Raw genomic sequence first — 19,981 nt, forward strand, 5'->3', positions numbered from 1 at the left:
CGGGTAGCGAAGAACATCGTGACGAGGTGGGACGCGCCCAATCGAGTTGGATGCGCCGATCACGTGTGGAATTTTCCGAATCTGATGGTTTTTTCAGTTCTTCACAATTTGCACGCCCGCCCTTCATGGAGTTCTGTCCCGCTGATCCATTGGATGGCGCAAGCTAGCTGCCCGCTGCTGAACGGAGGTCGTGATCTCGAAGATCTGACGACCGTTTTCAAAACCGGCGTTAGCCGGAATGTATCAGCTTGCTGGACAGCGCCATTTGAATTGGCCGAACCACGCTAGACGCGGCAATGTGCCAGGAGTGGCCGTGGCTATCGGCCCGCTGATCGAGTGAGCCGTGATCGCGTAAGCGGCCGGGCATCTTCCCCATTGCCCGCGGCCCGTGGCCTCACGGCCAGCGGCTCACTATGGTGTCGACAGTTTAACCAAATCAGCGGTCCTCCAGCGCCTCACCGCGGACCCTGCAAGGCACTCACCCCCCCCTTTTTAGGCCGTTTTCGCGTGCCGGAACGCACCAAGAGTTTGTCGACTGAATGAGCCGTGATCGCGTAAGCGGCCGGGCATCCTCCCCATTTCCCGCGGCCCGTGGCCTCACGGCCAGCGGCTCACTAAGGTGTCGACAGTTTAACCAAATCAGCGGTCCTCCAACGCCTCACCGCAGTCGCTGCGAGACACTCCTTCCGCCAGTTTTGGGCCGTTTTCGCGTGCCAAAACGCACCAAGAGGTTGTTGATTGAGTGAGCCGTGATCGCGTAAGCGGCCGGGCATCCTCCCCATTTCCCGCGGCCCGTGGCCTCACGGCCAGCGGCTCACTAAGGTGTCGACAGTTTAACCAAATCAGCGGTCCTCCAGCGCCTCACCGCAGTCGCTGCGAGACACTCCTTCCCCCCCTTTTTAAGCCGTTTTCGCGTGCCGGAACTCCCCAAGAGTTTGTTGACTGAATGAGCCGTTAGGCGATAGCCTCGGTTGCGTTCCCCAGGAACCGGTGCGGTCGGCCTGCTGATTTCGCAACCGGACACGTAAGCGAGGGATTCATTCCGCCACTCGATTCCGCTTCGGGTTGTGATTCCAATCCTACTTTCTCGACAACGACCAAATCAGCATTCCGCTATCGCCCAAACGGCTCGCATTCAGATTAGAAACTGGATTCGACTGACAAACCGCCAAGAGTTTCGGCCTCGTCTGCGGGATCATCGAAAGTCTTGGCGACTTGCGCTACGTCTTGGCGACTGCCGTATGCGAAATGCCTCCCCGGTCTGTCGGATGGCTCCGATCAAGTCGACTGTCCAGCTACGGGGCGGTCGGCGATTCATCTTTTTTTTTCGCCGCTGCAGCAAGGACACTTTCGATCTGTTGGACGATTTGCAGAACATTGGGGCTTGGTCCAAATGCCTCTTTCGCCAAATGCAAATTCGCCCTGCTGGATTCGATATCACCCGCACAGGCCTGCCAGGCGGCCAGCGAAAGTTCCGGATACCCACCGAGTGGCGATGCAGGGTCCAATCCGGTTTCCGCTTCCGCCGTCGGTACACTGTGTTCCAGGATCCGGCACCAAATGCTGGCTTCCTGTGCGGTTAGTGATTCCGGATCGGATGCCAGGAGCGAGTCTCCGTTCATATGCCCCAGCCCGGTGGCTTGAAAACGCCAGATCGCCACGAACGCAAGTCGAATAGGGAGTTGAGCCTGTAGCATCCGCCCGGTCTGGTGGGATTCTTCCAGCCCCGAATCGTTCCCATCGATTCCCGCAGCGATCGCCGAGGTTACTAGAAAGGCGGGCTGACTGGGGTTGGCCAAGGTGGACTCCTTGGCGGATTCGAGTCGGTTCATCGTATCGGCGTCGACCCAAGCCAGACCACGCTGAGACGTGAGCAAGGAAAGATCCCAGATCAGCGAACTGACTTCGGAGGAACCGCTGTCGAAATCGACCGCAAGATCCAATCCACCCGAGAGTGCCGCACCGGCGCCATCCGGAAGCACATCCGCTTGTCGGGCTGCGGCCAACCGACAGATCGTCCGGGATACCAAACGACGCAGTACGGCGGTTTCCTGTGGTCCCAATGGGGACGTTGGCTGATCGACAGACGCAAGCGTTTCGCGAATCTCGATCCAGTTGGACGTTAGGCAGTTGCTCAATAGGTTCGGCAGGAAATCGGCGATGCTATCCCGTCTAGCTGATGAAAAGCCTTGGATTTCCGCTTGCTGGTATCCCTGTTGGATATCCCGGCGTGCCTGGTCATTGGGCGACGATGCTGAATTCAGTTGAATCAGCAAACGCGATAACGCGATCGCTGCACGAGTTTCTCGCTCCGATGCATCGTCGAGTGTTAATTCAGAAATGGTCCGCTGCAGTTTGGCTAATTCGTCTAAGCCTGTGTCGATGGCTTGCTGTGTGGGGGCCAGCGGGCTGGTGATCGATGCCGATTGCCACGTTTTTTCGATCCACAGCCAAGCCATCAAGGTCGCGGCACGTCGCACCGTTTGATCTTTGCTATAGGTCCCCGCGTCGTCGGACGGGGAGTGGTTCGTCGCTGAGTCAGCGGCAGATTGCTGAATGATTTTGGCTAAATCTTGTTGCCGTTCGTCCAACTGAGCCAAATTCAGTTGCCCCGAAACGATCGGTGATTCAATCAGACGTAGAGCCGCGTCGTGGCGGCGAGGCGAAGTGGATGCTTGGATGGATCGAGCAAGCGTTTGTGTGCTTTCACGATACTTTTTGATTTTCAGCCGGACATCTTCGACGCCCTGTGCATCGACACCTTGATTGGATCTCTGGATTAAACGGTCAAGTCGATCGGCGTGCCGTTGTGAAAATTCCAAACGTTGCCACGGAGACGCAGTGTCCGGTGCATTGGGTTGTCGTCCGATCCGTCGCATCCGCAGATCTATTTCAGATCCCAGTTGAAACAGTTCGATCGCGGGGGTGTCGGCATCGGCAAACGCTTGCTGGTATCGCTGTTGTGCACGCCCGAGTTCGGTTTTGTAGTCTGCCGCCAGTTGCGATTTGCGGTACCACGATCCGTATAGCAACACGCAACCGACCGTGATTCCAAACAGCAACGTCATCGATGCGTAGACGATGTCCCGGTTCGCGGTAGAGAGCGACTGCGGTACGTCCGCGTCTTCCGGATGGTTCATGGCGATGGTGGTGGTGAAGATGTGCCTGTTTCGCCAAGCGTGGCCTGGTAGTCTTGGCGGAGCTTGGTTTGGGTGTATTGACGAATTTTCGTCATCGTGTCGACAACCGCTTGTTTCGCCTCTGGCGTGATCGGTTGGGCGTCGGTCATCCAGTACTGCAGCATCAGAGTTTGTGCCGTACCTGATGTTTCCGCAAAGTCATCCAGGATCAGCGGATAGAACGGCGCCATGGCTCGCGAATAAGGCGAATGGCCGGGCGTGCGTGGGATTTCCCCGTTGGAATCGACCCCTGTAAAAACCAGGCAACCGAAGGTTCCGTCGGTGGCGGCGAAGTCCGCTACCACGATCGGGTCGGCGATCCCGGGCACCACGACGGTCCGCCGCGATTGCATTTTCCAATTCTGTGCCTTGTAGCAAAACGTCAGTTCGTGCCATCCCATGTACGGCTGGCTGAGCACGAATTGCCCCGGGTTGCCATCAATTCCGCACTGCCAGACGTCCGAGTTCATGCCGTGACGAGCGTTGCGATCACCATGGGGATCACGGCTGGCCTGATGGGCGACGACACTGATTGGCAAATTGGCATCGCTCAGGAAAGCCGGTGATGGTTCGTACAGGACTTGGTCAGTGGCCACCACAGGCCGCACGTCAGGCGTTGTCATCCAGTAACTCGTTAGCATCGCTACGCCACACAGAATCGCGACGCCGATGGTTCCTTGACGAACCATGCCGAGGGATCGCAGCGATTTGGCCCAGTCGAGTGAATCAACGCCCGTAGAGGCCGCCGCACGCTCACGGACTGTGCCGGTGTGTGTGCCGTCTGCCACGCTTTTCGCAGTCGCCCACGGGATCAGTCCGATCAGATGGTCGAACGAAACTAGCATGCCGGCCGCGATTGCCAATGCGAAATAGCCCACCAGTTCATGCCGGATTCCCGTCGAAAGATCGATGCCGAACCAGTCTTCGCCCAACGCGATGGCTGTCACGCGGACAACATTCCCCACGATGGCAAAGAAGAACGCTAGCAGCAGGTACAACGGTGTCAGCCAGACTCGTCTGCGTTGATACACCAGCACCAAAAATGCCAGGAAGCAGATCGTGAACAACGACTGGACTCCGCTGCAAGCTTCTGCCACGAACAGAAATTTCGAAGTCAGTTCGATCGTGTTCCCCCTCTGGACGTGCAGCACACCAAACACATCCAGCAAGATGCTAGACATGTCGGTGGTGGTCCGCTGCAGCCTAGCCATGATGGTGTACGTGCCCAGTTGTGGCGCCCGGATGAACATCACCATCGGGATCGCTAGGTACGCCAATGATCGCCCATCGGGAGCTCGCTGGGCTGCCAGAAAAGATGTCGTCAACAGGATGAAGCTGATCGCGCCCAGCCAACTGGACGACAAGATCGCAGCAGCGATCAGAAAGGCTAGGGCCAAGGCCAGCGGCAATCGCGACCAGAGGTTTTGTGGCAAACGGATTCGGTGGTCAAAACGCAGGTACGCAAGCCCACCCACCGCAGCCAACAGGAACGGGAAGTATTGGTACAGATCCTGGTTCCACATCGCCACGCAGTACTTGGCCAAAAATGGCAAGCTACCCAATAGCAACAGTCCCCAAAACAGAGCCGCAGCATGGTCGCGCGGATCCAGTTGGAACCCTCGGGAGAGCTCGTAAGAGGTGTCGCTAGGGTTGGTAGAAACGCTCATCACCGAATCTTAGTCAGGCCACCGTGAATTGTCGTGTCGTAGCTATCGCAGGATGGATTTTTAGCGATCAAGAATCGCCTGATTAGCGGCCTCTTTGCGATTCCATGGTCCCGCTGCGTTGATTGAAGTTTGCTACGGAGTCTTCGGTCGTTGTCATGGTCAAAAAGACTTGCCGAGCCGTCTAAACGATGCAATTTCCATGTTGAACTGAATTGTGTCCTTGGAACAACAGTTGGTCTTGCATGCGATTTGGCAAGTCGAGGTGCAATCATCACGCGTGGTTTTGAATGGTCGCAGAAACTGCCGATTGGAACTCCGAAACGAAACGGTCTTCTCGGTCCTTCGATGCGGACTGAAGTGTGTCGACGGTAGGGCGAGTCGCAGACGCCGTTGTCGCGATTGCGATTAGTTTTTCAGCGAAGTCGTCCGCGGAATACCGATTGAAGAAAGTTGCATTCTTGGGGGCTTGTTCAATGTGCACATCAAGGTCCGAGAGCAACAGAGGGGTGCCGATTGCTTTCGCTTCTTCGATTGTGGTGCTCCAGCCCTCAAAAAGAGAAGGATTGATCAAAGCCACGCAGTTGGATCGCAGCCCCTTTAAGTCATCAAATGGTATTCGCCCCAGGATTCGGAAGTTGTTCTGTAAGCCAAGTTTCGATACACGCCGCTGGATCGATTCAAATATGGAAACGCATGATGGATGAGATGCTCCGCCGGTAACCGCGATCACGGGGCAATTCTTGTCAGAATTTAGTCGTTCCAATGCATCGACTACGAGTGAGTGATTTTTGTGATTCCAGAATTGATTCGGAAGTAAGAAGAATCTTTCTGGTAAAGAATATTTGCTTCGCGTCTGTTCTGATGCCTCTGTCGTAGGCGGTAGTTCAAACGGTGTTGAAAAACGAACCACCGAGATTCTTTCTTCCGGGACACCGTAAAATCTCCTGCAATCGTTCGCTGCATCTTGGCTGCTGACGACAACCTGCCGGCGAGTTGAAAATTGCATTCGAAAGCCGATTTCCCGTCTCCAGTACTGCTTTCGCGGAAACATTTTGGGGAAGTGTCTGTGTTGGAAATCAGGTGCCCAAGCAAGTGTGGGAATTGGGAAATTGCGTCCGTAGAAGTCAGCGTTCTCGAAGACGACATTGGTGTCTTCTGACTCGAACGCCGCTTGCGCAACTTTGTCGCAGCCAGTTATGACGGATTTCCATCGTCTGCGAGCGATCGCGTCTGGTGTAAAATCGCCGCATTCAATCAGTCGTGTTCCTAACGTCTTTTTTAACGGTTCATGGTCTTCGTCGGAGATTCCCGGCCCGTGGAACATGATGGGATTTAGGTCGTGGCCGTTTTGCTTTTGCAGTACTCGGCATAGATTCAACAGATAATTGGCACCACCCTGCCATGCCTGGCTACCAATATGGCGAAAGGCAATGTTCACTAGCAGGACTCCGCGTTCTTTGATCGGAAGGACTCAATGACTCGCCCAATGCCCGACGCTAGATCGATCTTGGGCGCAAAACCTATCTCCTTTAATCGATGCGTAGAGGCGACTAGCGATTTGGGGTCTCCCGATCGTTGCTGCTGGTTAAAGCTGGCTTTCAGCTCTCCTCCCCAGGATTTTGTGAATACCGACGCGACATCGGAAACGGAGACGCCGGTACCACTGCCACCATTGAAGATCGGGCATGCCTCGGAACATGCGGGATGGATTTGTTGCAGCAATTCGGCGACATCTTGAACGTGGATCCAATCACGAAGCTCGTTGCCTGTTCCGCCAAGTGCGAGAGTGTCGAGGTTGTTCTTCTGGACTGTCTCAGCCTTGCAGCAAAGGTCGTAGATCAGTTGTTTTTCCAGCCCTTCGCCGTAAACCGAAAATAGCCTGCATATTGCAATTCTTAAGCCAAAGTTGTCGCAGTATGATTTGGCTAAAGACTCTAGCATTGCCTTGTGCGTGCCATAGGGTGAAAATGGATTCAGGCGGGCGTCCTCGGCGATGGGGCCGATGTGTCCAGCGCCGTAAACTGCAGCACTGGACACGATGACGATGGGAACATGTGGGCAGGTCAATCGAACCCATTCAAGTAGCTGGCCTGCCGCTACTACGGTTCGCAAGAAGTCTTCTGCTGGGTTTTCAAAAGATCGACCGACATGCGATCCGCCGGCTAAATGAAAAATGGAATCGATCTGGCCGCAGCGACGTTGGATCAGTTGCAGATTGGCATGGTCAATTTCACCGTTGATCCATTCGGTAAGCCCGAAGGAATGGTAGCGTGGTTGGCTGATGGATCCATGCCCAATTCCTACCACGGCATTGTCCGATCGGCTTAGCTGCACGGCGAGGGTTCGTCCGATGAATCCACGCGCTCCGGTGACTAGAATTGTGCTCATGTTGATTTCTTTCGGCAGATGAAGCTGACCAATCGGCCGGGTTTACGGTAACACTTCGATGCGAGGGTGGACGCTGTTTTGAAAATCATTGGACGTGAAAGTACCCAGTGCACTGCTCGGCCGGCAAGCTTCGGTTTCACGCGACTTGAAACGCTTGTGCACAGCTCGTCTTTGGTTTTGGGGGCGTAGTTGATGATCGAATCAAACTGATGCAGTTCATGGTCGATCTCAAGTCCGGCGTCGTGGTAGGCATCGCGATACTGGTTGATCTGAAACGCATTTTCACCCCCATACAGATTGTGTAGGGGGTGCGATTTCTGAAACTCCTTCAGCGAATCATCGTCGTCGATCAGGTGGTCTCGAAATGCAATGAGTGTGCCGCCGGGTTTCAAGACGCGGCTCATTTCCGCTGCCATTTGGCCCAGGTCCGCAGCGTGATGGACCACTTGCCGAGCAATGACCAGGTCAAACTCGTCGGTCTCAAATGGCATGGATTCGCCGAATTGCTCAATCACGTCAATCGGAAGGTTTTCGGGGGCGGCAACCGAGCGGATCGCTGCTGCACCGACGAATGGACTAGAGTCTGGTTCCAAAGCGACGACTTGCCATCCTTGTTTTGCTAATGCGTAGCTGACGATTCCATTCCCCGCTCCTACATCCAAGGCACGCCCCGCTGGTTGGGGTATGTGTTCTTGCAGAGCATTCCATTCTTCACTGCCTGCGTATCTGCGGACCGCATCGATTACAGGGCGGTCGAAATAGCACTGACGTACCAGGTCTTTTTGGTCAGGTTGCGTCAGAAGCCAAGAGACGGCGTCCTCCCAGGACACGAATCTTGACGTCTGATCCGGCTTCGTTGACACTCTGACTTCTCCATGTGGTTGGTTCATTTGCATTCAGTTCTATCCATCTTTTCAAACGCTGCCCGAGGTTACCCTTGCTTGCTACCCTGAAAAACATCATCTCCGCACCACGGATTTGGCAACTGCAGCGGCGTGGTCTTATCGTCGATTGCGCAGACAATCAGTCAATTCGACCGTTTCGGATTCGGGGAAAGCTAAGCGGTTCAAGTCTTTGCGTTGGTAGCGGGTCGATTGTCCATGCGAATATCAATTTCGACCGCGACGGAGCGTCCGTAGTCGTTGGGAATCGCGTATTCATTGGTCGGTCAAATTTGGTGACGGCCAAAGGTATCACTATCGAAGACGATGTGATGGTTTCCTGGAATGTCACGGTTGTTGACCATGATTCGCATAGCATCAACTACAGGCAGCGTCACAACGATGTCGCCCAATGGATTCATGGTGTTAAAGACTGGACTTCCGTTCCTGTTGCTGAGGTGCGTTTGAAGTCGAAATGTTGGATAGGAATGAACGCTACGATCTTGAAGGGAATTGTTGTCGGCGAGGGTGCTGTTGTGGGGGCGGGTGCTGTTGTGACGCGAGACGTTCCGGATTGGACCGTTGTGGCCGGCAATCCCGCTCGAGTGATCAAGGAAATTCCGGCAATTGAAAGATGTTAGCCATTCACTGCCTCGTCTGTCGAACCGGATGGAGGGGATTGCTCGCGATGCGACCGATTTTTTAGACGATGCTTGATCAGCCGATATTGCATCCCTAGACGACGGCGCAAATAGGTGCTGCCAAACAGTCCTTTCAGTGACTTTTGGATCGACTTCTCACGGCCATCGTCAACGCAAACATTGCCGGGCGGAAGGAATGGTGATGCGGATGCTTGGGCCGCATTTTGACGGCTCGCACGGCAGTGTTCCCCCGAACCATCAAATCCAATGTTCTGCACGAGGCTTGCCGGGGGGAAGAGTGTGCACATCCGACGGTTAAAGGCATGGTAGTGAAAGTGGATCGCCCAGCTATTAACCAGTCCTCGTTGCTGGAGTTTAAGTAGTACGTCGTATGGATATGAGTTATTGAAGTTAAATTCCTTGCCGCGATCTCTCGCGACGGGAATCTTGAAGTCACCCTTCTCACGCGCGGCTATGAATTCAGTCCAGCGGTCTGACCAAGTTGCCCAGCCCCAACTGGTCGTTAATCTCGCGAATGACGCGAATCCCTGGGTCGTGTCGTGTGCGTGCCCGGAAATTTGCAGAACCTTCGGGCAATCGCGATATTTGATCAGATATTCTTTCATGTAGGTGAGGAAGTTCGATGAAACAAGTAGGTCGTCTTCTAAGACAACGGCGTGGCCGTGCTTTTCGCAAAGTTGTGTGACAGCTGACACTATGGATTCCGATAGTCCATGATTGGTTTTTGACACGGAAACGGACACCGAAATTCCGACTTTGGAGTTTTTCTGCTCGAACGTTTTGGCCACTTCGATGGTTTCTAGAACCAACGATCGATCGATCGCACTTTTCGGTCCGTCCACAAAGATACAAATCGTGGCGTCTTCGAAGCCCTCGGCAAGAGACAGGCGATCGAGGGTCAATCGAAGGTGTTGGGGGCGTCGAAAGGCAAAAACAGCGACTGCGAGCCTGAGGTCTGTGACTTCCGAAAAAGACAGGCTTGTTCGAGTTGTCATTGTTTGCTTGTTGTCTAAGTTCAAAATTTAGCCATCCGTAAAGCCGTTTTGCTTTTCTTTATCTGCCTTGGTGAGCTGGTTCGATGTGCATCGAATGGCGAGGGTGCGTTCGCGAGTTTCTTGGCGACAAAGAGGCGGATGCGGTGCGTCGCTGAATATCCATGTAAACCCATCCGACACAAGCTGATATGCAGAAGAACGGTGAGGATCCGAGGAATGTGCCTTGTTTGAGCATCAGGATTCCATTGAATGTCAGTAATGCAGCAAGCAAGCACATTTGGGATCGCACTCGTGGCGGAAGTGTTGGTAAGCGAAGGATTCGGCGAAACTGAATCAGTGGCAAAATGGCCACTGCTGCGAAGATTGCTAGGCCGATAATCCCCTCTTCTAGGAGTATCTCCACAGGCACGTTGTGTGGATAGATTCCGAAAATGAGCCAAGAACTACTGGTGCCGATTCCCGCAAGTAACTCGAAGATATTTCCGTCAGTGTAGATTTGCAGTGCATCACCAGCCATGTTCATGCGTTCGCGTTGTGCCACTTGCATCCCGCGGACGTGCCATCGGCTCATGAAAGCAGAGTTGTGGACTAGGAAGTAGGACGCGAGTCCGATCGCAGCAATGAAGGTCAAGGCTCCCGTTCCGGCCTTTCCACTGGCCTTTCTGGCAGCGATCGGAAGGAAGATTGCTGCGGTGGTGAAGACGGCGATGAGCTGTCCACGTGATCCGCTGCGGAAAATGACAACGGCAGACAATACCGCAATTGCACCGTGAAGAAGCAGCAGTTTTCGATCGTCGCTCTTGGAGTACATCGAGAACAGGCAGCACAGCGCGACAGTGCCGGCATAGTTTGCAATGGCCAGCGGGTTGGTCTCCGCAGTACGCCCATTCGATTGGCTGATTAAGAGCCCGCGTGCTCCAAACTGCCCCAAGATAGTTCCAAGTAAGATCAGTCCGCCTAAAAGCACTGTCGTCTTCACCGCGATATCGAGCTGTTCAGTATCAGCGGAGCAGATCGGAGCAATGAAGGCGAACGTCAGGATGTAGGGAAGAGTCTTTTGGAACTGGATAATAGAAAATGACGAGTCAGTGGTCCACATCAACGACGCAAATGTGAAAGCGAGAAGCGTTGCATAGTAAAGTAGCTGAGGGGGGTACAGTTTCAGCGATAATACGGGCATCCTGGTTTTGCGGATATAGGTGTAGCTTGCCGTCGTTGCGATCAAGGCTACCAGTATGTTGACCAAAGCGGTTCGAGAGGTGAAGAAGCTCTGTGACTGTTGTAGAACACCTTCCATCGCGAGCATTCCCCAAGCAGCAGCTAAGCCCACGCCAGGGTGCTTGAATGCAAGAGCGAACAGGATTGCGAGGCATAGCACCAGCAAGATTGAAATCGCGATTAGCACTAGTTCGGTCCGATCTGCTTTTGGGCGTTGTTAGTTGGCAGGAGCGAGTTTTTGGCGCGTTTCAAACGCACGATCGTGTTGAACACCGTCCAGCTCTCGAGTGCTGCGAGTGTCGCGGAGACTCTGGCGTTGCCGGCGAAAGTGCCGCCATGGAGTTTCTTCATTCTCGCGTGGTAGTCGTTCGTGAACTCGTCGACAGTTGCTTCTAATGGACGCGAATCTTCTGTCGAGCAACCACGCCAATTGCTGTAGAGTCTGATTAGTTTTTTTGCAGCAACATCTTGATGCCACTGTTGGTGCGTGTGCAAGCGAGTGCTGGCTTTCAGTGTTTTGAGACGATGGCGATTCGATTCCAGCAAAATTAGTTTGCTGATTGCCTGCGTCTGGTTTCCGACCAGGTACCCCGTCACTCCGTCCAGAATCTGTTCTGATTGCCCGTTGTCACCTATCAAATTACTCAATGCGATGGTTGGGATACCAAGACCAGCTGGTTCGCAGATCGAACTTGCAAAGCACTCTCCCGACGGACTGGCGAACAGTTGTACGTCCCAGCGGCTGACCCACTTCAGTAGCGTTTCGTAGTTTGTCGTTTCGTCATGGTTGACGAATCGGGTGCCCCATCGCTTGGTTAGACGGTTGACTTGGTCCTTGTACGGCAGTCCTACAGAAACCCATTTCGAATTTGGGACTTGTTCCAGTATCGAGTTGATCGTGGATTCCGTGTCTCTTCGCCACTTCGATGGGTGAGCCCTGCCAAGTCTTCCAATCACGAAGTCGCTATTCTCGCGACTTCCGGGGGCGTTCTCTGAGTCGTGGTCGGGCGTCTCGCGATCGGGTGACGAAGGAGAAAACGGAGTCATGCAGACATAGTCTAGATTGCTTCCCAGGTTGGTTTGGGAAGCAGGATTGCCTAGCCATTTTGAGATTCGGTAAAGGCTGTAGATTCCAACACAGCAGGTTTTTACCGTCTTGAGAATTTCTCTGTTTTCTGGAGGTCTGCCGAACACGGGAGTCGAAACTAGTAGCGTTTCGGACAGTCTCGCTTCGCTCATGAGTTTCAGGAGCAAGGGTTCGTTGTAGGTCGGGCCGTGTATGTGAATCACGTCCGGTTGCAAATTCGAAAGGAATTCCTGTTGCCCTGCCTCGTCGGGAATGACATGGCATTCGACTTCACTGTCAGCCTGGATCATTGATCGGCGTGGACCGTCGGCTGCACCGATCACCACAACCTGATGTCCCATTTTCGACAATCTAGTTGCTAAGACTTGGCCAGCCTTTTGGATTCCTCCCAAGCTGTAGTTTGGGATAATCTTTACGATGATCATGGGGTCGGCCTGGTGTTTTTTAGCATTCCCGCAATCACGTACAGCGGATATCCAACAAAAAACTTTAGTCGCATCCGTCGCAGGTTCATCCAAAGCGATCGACGAAAAATGTCCATCGAGCTTCGTGTGAATCCTGATTTTGCCAGTTTTAGGGACATTGCCCTTACCCGCATCCCAATGTGCTGGTCCCGGTGGCGTTTGTAGTCCTTCCCGCCCGGGTATCGGCCGGACTTCTCTGCGTCGATCAGCATCCGTGCTCCTCCGTGAACTTTGTGCATCGATTTGAGGATGTTTTGATCGTGATTGCGATAGCCCAACATGAGTGGGGAGTGGATCTTCACAAATCCGTCGCAGGTTCCTAACCGGAACAGCATGTCGCTATCGGTTGCAGCAATGTCTTTTTCTAGAAAGCCGCCACTGTCACGAAATGCAGAAGATTTGATCATGCAGACCCCCGTCCCAAAATAGAACCCGCATTGCAGTGATCCTTCAAAGTAGTTTTTGTAATTGGACATGTGAAGCGGTTGGATGTGTACCTCATTTAGTTCCGATTCGTCACTGAAATAACGGAGATCCCCCGCAATGATTGTTGGTTCGTAGCGTTGCGCCGCTTGCATGAAGGTGTCGAGCGACCATGGGAATAGAATGTCGTCACTGTCTAAGAAAAACAGGTACTGTCCCGTCGCAATTTGTGTTCCTGCATTTCGTGCTGCCGCGCACCCTAAGTGATTCCTTTCAAGAACTGTCACCGCATCCCCATATGAACGAGCGCAATCAATCGTTCCATCGGATGATCCGTCATCGACAATGATGACTTCAAAATCGCGAAATTCTTGATTGAACACGCTGTCTAACGTACGCGCAAGAAGCTTTTCTCGGTTGTATGTTGGAGTGACGATAGAGATTGCTGGATTCACGGTGCGGTTCCTAGGCTGACTTAAGTTTTGTCGTGATGCGGTGTTTTAAGTCGATCCATGGTTCGGTCCATTGAGATAGAAATCCATAAATCCCGAAGAACAGTGCAGCTTGGATCATTAGCGATGTCAGCGGAGACCATGTCGTGCCGCGATAGGCCAACCATCCGAGTGGCAGAGATGCGAAAGCGGACAGCAATATGGGCATTTTCATACCGTCGATGATGTCCCGGATTTGTACTGGGGTTGGTTTGATCGCGAATAAAATCGTGGGAATTCGAAGCAGGCATGCGAGAACTGAAAATGTCCAGGCCATTGCCACGACGCCGCTGCTGACGGATAGGGCGAACCCCGTCACCATGACAACCGAGTTGGCAAAAACGATCTTAAAGTATCGTCCGGTTTGCCCCATCGGCAATACCGTCCAGGAAGTCGCAGGAGCAGTGGCGGAAGCCAACAGGCACGGCGCAAGTGCGTTGAAGATGGGGATGCTTTCTGTCCATTGGCTTCCCAGCATACAAAGCACGATCTCTTCACCTGTGAATACGATGAACACGCACAGTGGGATTTGCAGGAGCATGGCAATTGCATAGCCCTTGCGGAAGAAGCTGCGGAATTGAGCAGGAGAATCCTGGAGCTTGCTAAGGACAGGGATGACGACTTGGGTGAGCGGTCCGTTGATCTTGGTCAACGGCAGCAACAGTAGCGAATAGCTCTTGGCGTAGTAGCCGAGCACTTCTTCGCCCCACACTCGAGCGATTAAAATATTGTCGGCGTTGCGCGCCGCGTAGTTGACCGTGTTGGATGCCGTGAAACTTCCACTCATCTTCAAGTTTGGAACCGATTCGCGAATTTCGAGTGTAAGTGTCGGTACAAATTTGCTGTAAACGCTCAAAATGAAAGCCTTTGCGATGACGGTAACCGTAAGCTGCAAAAGCAATGCCTCGAATTGGAAACCGGCTGAGGCAAACGCGATTGCCGCCAATCCGCCGATCACCAGTGCACCAACATTTGCAATGCCGATCTGGCCGAAAGCAAGCCTTCGTGTGAGGATTGCGTTGTGCTGCACACAGTACGCTGCAATCAGAATGTTGAATCCCATGACAATGCTGGCGATCCCCGCTCGCGGGTCGTCGTAAAACAGCGAGATAAGAGGGGACAGACAGGCAGTCAGCAGCCCTAACGCCAGCCCAATTCCAACGTTGAGCCAAAAGAAAGTCGAAAGCTCTTTCGATGAAATTTCCTTGCTTTGGATGGTCGCTAGCGATAGTCCAAAGTCGCCGAACAGGCCGACCACTCCAGTGATGGCAGCCGTTTTCGCAATCAATCCAAAGTCTTCAGGGCGTACCATTCGCGCCAATGCAGCGGTGATCGCAAGACCCAGGATTGCCGAGGTCATTTGCGTACCCGCCACGACCACACTGCCCTTCAGTGTTTGGTTGGATAACTGTTTTTTCGGAGGGGGGGTCACGGTTAGAGGAACTTACCCTCGCGTTTTAGTTTTTCGTAATGTTCCGTGTCTCTTGACTTAAATACTTCAGCAGGATGCCCGCCAGCGATCGCGCATTTCGGAACATCTTTGACCACGACACTGCCGGCTTGAATGATTGCGCCTTCTCCGATCGTAACACCACCCAAAATGATTACTCGGTCACCAACCCACACGTTGTCTTCGATGCGGATGGGTTTGTAGATGTATGACGTTCCATAAGGAATGGCGTTTCCGTGGTCGTAGTCATGGATTTGGGTGATCATTCGGCACTCGCACCCTGAATGGAAGTTGTCGCCGATTTCGACCGCGCCCGCACCGACGATGTGCATTCCATTAAAATTTGTATTCGCCCCCAGCACCGTATGGCTGGTCACGTGGCTGCGGAAATTCACTCGAGGATAGGTTTTGTAGGATCGGCATAGCCTTGAAACTCGCCACGACCAAAAACGTCGCCTGACGTGTTTAAGCGTTCCGTGAATGAGGTAGTGCGAAATGTTCATGCTGTGGTCTCCGCTTCTAGCTCTGGTTCGTTAGATGAATATCGCCACCAGCCGTGTTTCTTAGACTGTTTCCAATTCGTTGGGATCTGCTGACGGTTCGAAATGTTTTCAATCAGTGTCGCTGCTAGAGAGCTTGCCTGCGGTCTAGATGGGGAATTGAAGCCTTCGCAAAAGTAAGAAATCGCTTTGCGGAACGCACCTCGATCCCGTGTTTCAATATCCGCAATCAAATTGCTTAGGTCATGGGCTGACGTAGCGGTCTGGCATAACCCATGTTTCTGGAATCCGTAAACGTCGGTGTTCGAGTCAGTTTCCACCGTGATGACTGGAGTCTCCGCCATAGCGGCCTCGAGCATCATTGATGAGGGGCCGCAGATGATCACATCCACGCTTTTGCAGAACGCGAAGGAGTTTACCGTCTTTGCATCATTTCGGACGACGCTCCCGGCTGGACATTTGCGAATGAGCTTGTCCACTTCGGATGCCGGAGTGCTCGGGTGAAGGCGGAGATGGATTTCAAAATCAGGGAGTGATTTTTGTATTGTCGTAATGATTTCGATGGTGCTCGCCGTCTGGTCGAGAGCATTGCAGCACAGGCCGATTCGCTTCGGCGATCCCGTCCATCGCGATTCGTTCTCGCTCTTGCTGTATTTGGAAATTCCCACAAGGAATACTTTGGATCGACTTGCTTTGTTGGCGTATTTCTCGGCCGCGTCTTGGCCATCCAGGAGTGCATAATCGAAGTTGAGTGGGGGGAAGTGCTCGGCTACACATGCATGTTGAACGTAGATGGTTGGGATGTTCGAATGGCGAGCCGCTTGTTCGAGTGTTCGAAAGAACGCGCTGTGGTCATTGGAAATTACAATGCAGGATGGCCTCGATGACGCGAACGCCAAGCGAAACGCAAGGTAAGTTCCATGAATCTCGCAATAAGTTGCCACACTGTGCCTGAAAGATTTGCGTCTGTATCCTTTAGATAACAGTGCCTTTAGCATCACCAGTGGAATGAAAGGGATTCGTAAGCGATTCGCATGAGTGGACACGCATTCTTTGCACTGTTCGTCAAACCAGAATGAGTCGGTAGTCATTTCGTCGAAGATTGGGCGAATGGCCAGCTTCTGGTTTGTTGTCGATGCAACGAATAGCGGTTGGTTTGCATTGAAAGGGATTGGACGTGCATTCTCGAAGACTGACTTGGCAGAACGAGCGATGGCAGCCGCAAACCCCAAAGTCCGTGGCAGGAATGCGTGCGGACGTCTGTAGGGTTTCAGAGTGGCAAGTAGACCCTTTTCGAACTCCGGGTAGCTTGCCGTTGGGTTCAGTTCGAAAATGTCGAGATTGAAAGTTTGGTAAATCAGGCGGAAGTAGTTCACGGTCGATCTTGCGATTCGAAAGCGGATGGATGTCGATCTTTTTGAGTTGCGTGGCATCGCTTAAGGTCTTCATCGGTACCAAGCATGTCGATGACGTCTAACAGGCTTCTGTAGCGTTGGCGGCGATGTGCGCCCACGCTCGGAAAGCGCGGACCAGTGCAAACAATATTGATCGCAAAGGGATCTAGTCTGGCTGTGGCAAGCAAGTTGCGAAGCATGGTCATTGGATTCCGCGAGCCTGAGCCAATTGGCTGGGGAGTCCAACATCGATCCAGCTATCGATCGGATAGATCCCAACGGAATCGTTTCGATCCATCTCGGCTTGGATCACATCCGTGATGGGAGTGAATTCCAGTGGAACGGTTTGAATCACCTTCGGTTCTAGCACATAGATTCCCGCGTTGATGATTTCGCGGTGGGCCGGCTTTTCCACCAAACGAGCAATGCGATTGCCTTTCAGTTGCAAACACCCAAACGGGACCTCGTGCGTGTAGGTCCGCGTTCCCACCGTAATTTGGTTGTTATCTTCGCTGTGAGTTTCCAGCATCCGTTGGACATCAAACTCGGCGATCAGGTCACCGTTCATCGCGATCAGCGGGGCCTGTAAATTTTGGTCCTTCAACAACGCCAGCGAGCCGCCGGTTCCCAAGGGTTCTTGTTCGCGCAAGTAGGTGATTTCGCAGCCGAATCGTGAACCATCTTGGAAGTGGTCTTCGATCACTTCGGCTAGATGATTGACCGACAGGTAAATTTTTCGAACACCGGCGCCAACAAAGTGCAGCACGATTCGTTCTAAGATCGGTCGTCCAGCCACTTGCACCATCGGCTTGGGTAGGTTTTGGGTGATTTTCCCTAGCCGTGTCCCCTTCCCTCCTGCCAAAATCATGGCCGCGTTGGGAAGTGACCGAGGTTGAACGATTTCGTGCAGCAGGTGCAGACCCTTGGGAAAGCCTTCGTCATCGACAATGGGCAGTTGCCCGATCGAAAAAGCCTTCATCAGATCCAACGACTCGGTTCGACTGGTCGCCTCGCTAACCTGATGAAATTTGGGTTTTAGTAGGGGCGTGATGGGCGCGTTGATATCGTGCCCTGAAATCAGCGCACGTCGCAGATCGCCGTCGGTTAGCAGGCCAATCAGCTTGCCACCTTCGTTCACCACCAATGCAATGCCCGAGACGCCAGCGTCAATGGCTTGCATTGCGTCCAGGATCGTTGCGGTCTGGTGGACCGACAGTCGGTTTAGCCGCTGGCTGTCGTCTAGCGTTTGGGGAGCCATGTCGATTTCAGTGTTGTGGTCGAAGTGGATGGGGGCGATCATCCGTGGATTGCTGATGTCGAAGCAGCATTTCGCAGATTTTTAGATCGATTTCGGTGTCGATGTCATGGGATTTGTCCGGTGGCATCACAAACGCGACGGCGTCGTCGGTCACGATCGATCCGGACGATCGCATGGCGTCAATTTTTGAAATGTAGATCGCACCGTTCAACGCGTAGACCGGTTTTAAATCTTGCCGCCGCGTTGCTGTGATCTGTTCTTGATAAGCATGAAGTTTGCCGTTCGCATCGATCGTTTTCATCCAATTGGGATGCTTGGATGCTGGGCACACCGAAACCAGGCTGCTGGCCCCACTGGATTCGAAATGCTGAATCGCATGGCTTAGGTCGGTCGCGCTGCGAAGCGGCGAAGTCGGTTGCAATAGCACCATCGCGTCATAGCCGAATACGTTGTCCACCGCATGGCACACCGCATCAAAACTGGTCGCAGTGTCCGTGGATAGTTCCGGCGGACGCATGAAGGGGACATCGGCACCAAACGAACGGGCTGTGTCCGCGATCTGTTGACAATCCGTTGACACGATCACATGGTCCAATTCGCGGCACGCATTGGCCGCATCGATCGTCCATGCAATCAGCGGACGACCGCCTAGCGGTTGAAGGTTCTTTTGGATGATCCCCTTACTGCCACCGCGCGCTGGGATAATGCCCAGGTACTTCATTGGTTCGTCACGTTGTAAAACTGTTTCTTTAGTAAACGTTCGTCGATGGTGGCTTGATGCAATACCGACATGATCTTTTCGACGGCGTCGCCATTGCCATAGGGATTGCTGGTCAAGCGACACTGGGATTGGAAAGCCGGATCCAATGCACGTTTCAGTGCACTCGATATACTATTGCTTTCGGGACTGCACTGGATCACGCTGTCGGCTTGCAGTCGCCCCAGTTGGCGATCACCGATGTTGACGGTCGGGATTCCAAAGGAGGGAGCTTCCAGTAGTCCGCTCGATGAATTGCCGACCACCGCATCGACGTATTGAAGCGCGGACCAGTATCTGAGTTGCCCGAGCGATGTGAATGCGGATGCAGTGCTGGGATGTGCGGCAGCGTATTGGTCAATCAAATCGCAGATCACGCGCCCATCGGCGTCCGCGTTTGGCTTCGTAAAGATCAAACGGATGTCCTGGCCTAGCATGGATAGTGAGTCCAGCAATGCCTTGAATTGTTCGCTAGCCGTATTGTGTTCCAGAGTCACCGGGTGATAGGTGATGATCAAGTTGTGGGCTGCCAGTTCGATCCCCAATTGCTGCTGCAAATCGTCGCGGCTAAGTAGCTTGGATCTACGAATCCCATCGACGCCTAGGCCGCCGACCAAGTGGACGCGGTCGGGCGATTCGCCCAATTGGATCACTCGTTGTCGGTACGGTTCGGCCGCAACGAAATGCAGGTGCGACATCTTGGTAATCGAATGGCGAATGCATTCATCGATGGCACCTTCGGACGACTCGCCCCCGTGCAGGTGAGCGATCGGAACCTTGGCATTCATGCCCGCGATCGCCGCGCTTAGCAGTTCGAACCGATCACCCAGTAGCACCAATAGGTCGGGTTTCAGTTGGTCCAAGGCATCCGCGATCCCGATGATGCCAAGCGCCGTCGACTTGGAAATGCCCGTTGGCGTATCCGACGACACCAGCATTTCGACCTTGCGATCGATTCGAAAACCATCCGCTTCGATTTCCCGATACGTCGATCCAAATTCCGGCGACAGGTGGGCGCCGGTGGCGATGACCTGCAATCGAAACCGGTCAGACTGGTCGATTTGATGCATCAATTCACGCAGCAATCCGTACTCGGCGCGCGTACCGGTTAGCACACAGATCTTCTGCGTTGAGATTGTGTCGATCGGTGCTGGATCGATCATGATA

Annotated in this window: 16 protein-coding genes; 1 reads left to right on the forward strand and 15 read right to left on the reverse strand. The window is 53.4% G+C overall.

Translation table 11 applies throughout. From position 1 onward, the window contains the following. Window positions 1-1,295: 1,295 nt before the first annotated feature. The 5 genes from K227x_RS08760 to K227x_RS08780 all read right to left on the reverse strand — a co-directional run bounded on the left by K227x_RS08760 (window position 1,296) and on the right by K227x_RS08780 (window position 8,097). Window positions 1,296-3,140 (reverse strand): hypothetical protein, encoded by a 1,845-nt coding sequence (locus K227x_RS08760; RefSeq protein WP_145169160.1) that lies wholly within the window; start codon window positions 3,138-3,140, stop codon window positions 1,296-1,298. Then, window positions 3,137-4,846 (reverse strand): exosortase U, encoded by a 1,710-nt coding sequence (gene xrtU, locus K227x_RS08765; protein WP_145169161.1) that lies wholly within the window; start codon window positions 4,844-4,846, stop codon window positions 3,137-3,139. Before xrtU ends, K227x_RS08760 begins: the two co-directional genes overlap by 4 nt. 271 nt (window positions 4,847-5,117) lie before the next feature. Continuing rightward, window positions 5,118-6,284 (reverse strand): glycosyltransferase family 4 protein, encoded by a 1,167-nt coding sequence (locus K227x_RS08770; RefSeq protein WP_145169162.1) that lies wholly within the window; start codon window positions 6,282-6,284, stop codon window positions 5,118-5,120. After that, window positions 6,284-7,234, reverse strand: a complete 951-nt coding sequence (locus tag K227x_RS08775) for an NAD-dependent epimerase/dehydratase family protein (RefSeq protein WP_145169163.1) — start codon at window positions 7,232-7,234, stop codon at window positions 6,284-6,286. The genes K227x_RS08770 and K227x_RS08775 overlap by 1 nt, the downstream gene beginning before the upstream one ends. Further along, window positions 7,231-8,097, reverse strand: coding sequence for a class I SAM-dependent methyltransferase (locus K227x_RS08780; RefSeq protein ID WP_218933867.1), 867 nt, complete (start codon window positions 8,095-8,097; stop codon window positions 7,231-7,233). The genes K227x_RS08775 and K227x_RS08780 overlap by 4 nt, the downstream gene beginning before the upstream one ends. A 314-nt stretch (window positions 8,098-8,411) precedes the next feature. On the opposite strand from K227x_RS08780, the gene K227x_RS31380 reads away from it, so the two are divergent. Continuing rightward, complete coding sequence (locus K227x_RS31380; RefSeq protein ID WP_315854347.1) at window positions 8,412-8,756, forward strand: DapH/DapD/GlmU-related protein; 345 nt, start codon at window positions 8,412-8,414, stop codon at window positions 8,754-8,756. Here K227x_RS31380 and K227x_RS08790 read toward each other — a convergent pair. From K227x_RS08790 to neuC, 10 genes are all read right to left on the reverse strand, one after another. Then, window positions 8,753-9,796 (reverse strand): glycosyltransferase family protein, encoded by a 1,044-nt coding sequence (locus K227x_RS08790; RefSeq protein WP_145169166.1) that lies wholly within the window; start codon window positions 9,794-9,796, stop codon window positions 8,753-8,755. The two genes, K227x_RS31380 and K227x_RS08790, sit on opposite strands and share 4 nt — an antisense overlap. 34 nt (window positions 9,797-9,830) lie before the next feature. Next, complete coding sequence (locus K227x_RS08795) at window positions 9,831-11,177, reverse strand: O-antigen ligase family protein (RefSeq protein WP_145169167.1); 1,347 nt, start codon at window positions 11,175-11,177, stop codon at window positions 9,831-9,833. Then, window positions 11,177-12,502, reverse strand: coding sequence for a glycosyltransferase (locus tag K227x_RS08800; protein ID WP_218933868.1), 1,326 nt, complete (start codon window positions 12,500-12,502; stop codon window positions 11,177-11,179). Before K227x_RS08800 ends, K227x_RS08795 begins: the two co-directional genes overlap by 1 nt. Continuing rightward, window positions 12,499-13,419 (reverse strand): glycosyltransferase family 2 protein, encoded by a 921-nt coding sequence (locus tag K227x_RS08805; protein WP_145169169.1) that lies wholly within the window; start codon window positions 13,417-13,419, stop codon window positions 12,499-12,501. The genes K227x_RS08800 and K227x_RS08805 overlap by 4 nt, the downstream gene beginning before the upstream one ends. 10 nt (window positions 13,420-13,429) lie before the next feature. Next, the gene (locus K227x_RS08810; protein ID WP_315854348.1) at window positions 13,430-14,887 is read right to left on the reverse strand and encodes a lipopolysaccharide biosynthesis protein; all 1,458 of its coding nucleotides are present in this window, start codon (window positions 14,885-14,887) and stop codon (window positions 13,430-13,432) included. Window positions 14,888-14,889: 2 nt separating this feature from the next. Further along, window positions 14,890-15,300, reverse strand: coding sequence for an acyltransferase (locus tag K227x_RS08815; protein ID WP_246146683.1), 411 nt, complete (start codon window positions 15,298-15,300; stop codon window positions 14,890-14,892). Window positions 15,301-15,404: 104 nt separating this feature from the next. Continuing rightward, window positions 15,405-16,838 (reverse strand): hypothetical protein, encoded by a 1,434-nt coding sequence (locus K227x_RS08820; protein ID WP_145169172.1) that lies wholly within the window; start codon window positions 16,836-16,838, stop codon window positions 15,405-15,407. A gap of 163 nt (window positions 16,839-17,001) precedes the next feature. After that, window positions 17,002-18,099: a nucleotidyltransferase family protein gene (locus tag K227x_RS08825; protein WP_145169173.1), complete on the reverse strand. Its 1,098-nt coding sequence runs from the start codon at window positions 18,097-18,099 to the stop codon at window positions 17,002-17,004. Further along, complete coding sequence (locus K227x_RS08830; RefSeq protein ID WP_145169174.1) at window positions 18,065-18,778, reverse strand: acylneuraminate cytidylyltransferase family protein; 714 nt, start codon at window positions 18,776-18,778, stop codon at window positions 18,065-18,067. The genes K227x_RS08825 and K227x_RS08830 overlap by 35 nt, the downstream gene beginning before the upstream one ends. Next, the gene (gene neuC, locus K227x_RS08835; RefSeq protein WP_145169175.1) at window positions 18,775-19,977 is read right to left on the reverse strand and encodes a UDP-N-acetylglucosamine 2-epimerase; all 1,203 of its coding nucleotides are present in this window, start codon (window positions 19,975-19,977) and stop codon (window positions 18,775-18,777) included. The genes K227x_RS08830 and neuC overlap by 4 nt, the downstream gene beginning before the upstream one ends. Between the last annotated feature and the right edge of the window lie 4 nt (window positions 19,978-19,981).

The organism is Rubripirellula lacrimiformis (assembly GCF_007741535.1).
In the GTDB taxonomy this organism is placed as follows: Bacteria; Planctomycetota; Planctomycetia; order Pirellulales; family Pirellulaceae; genus Rubripirellula; species Rubripirellula lacrimiformis.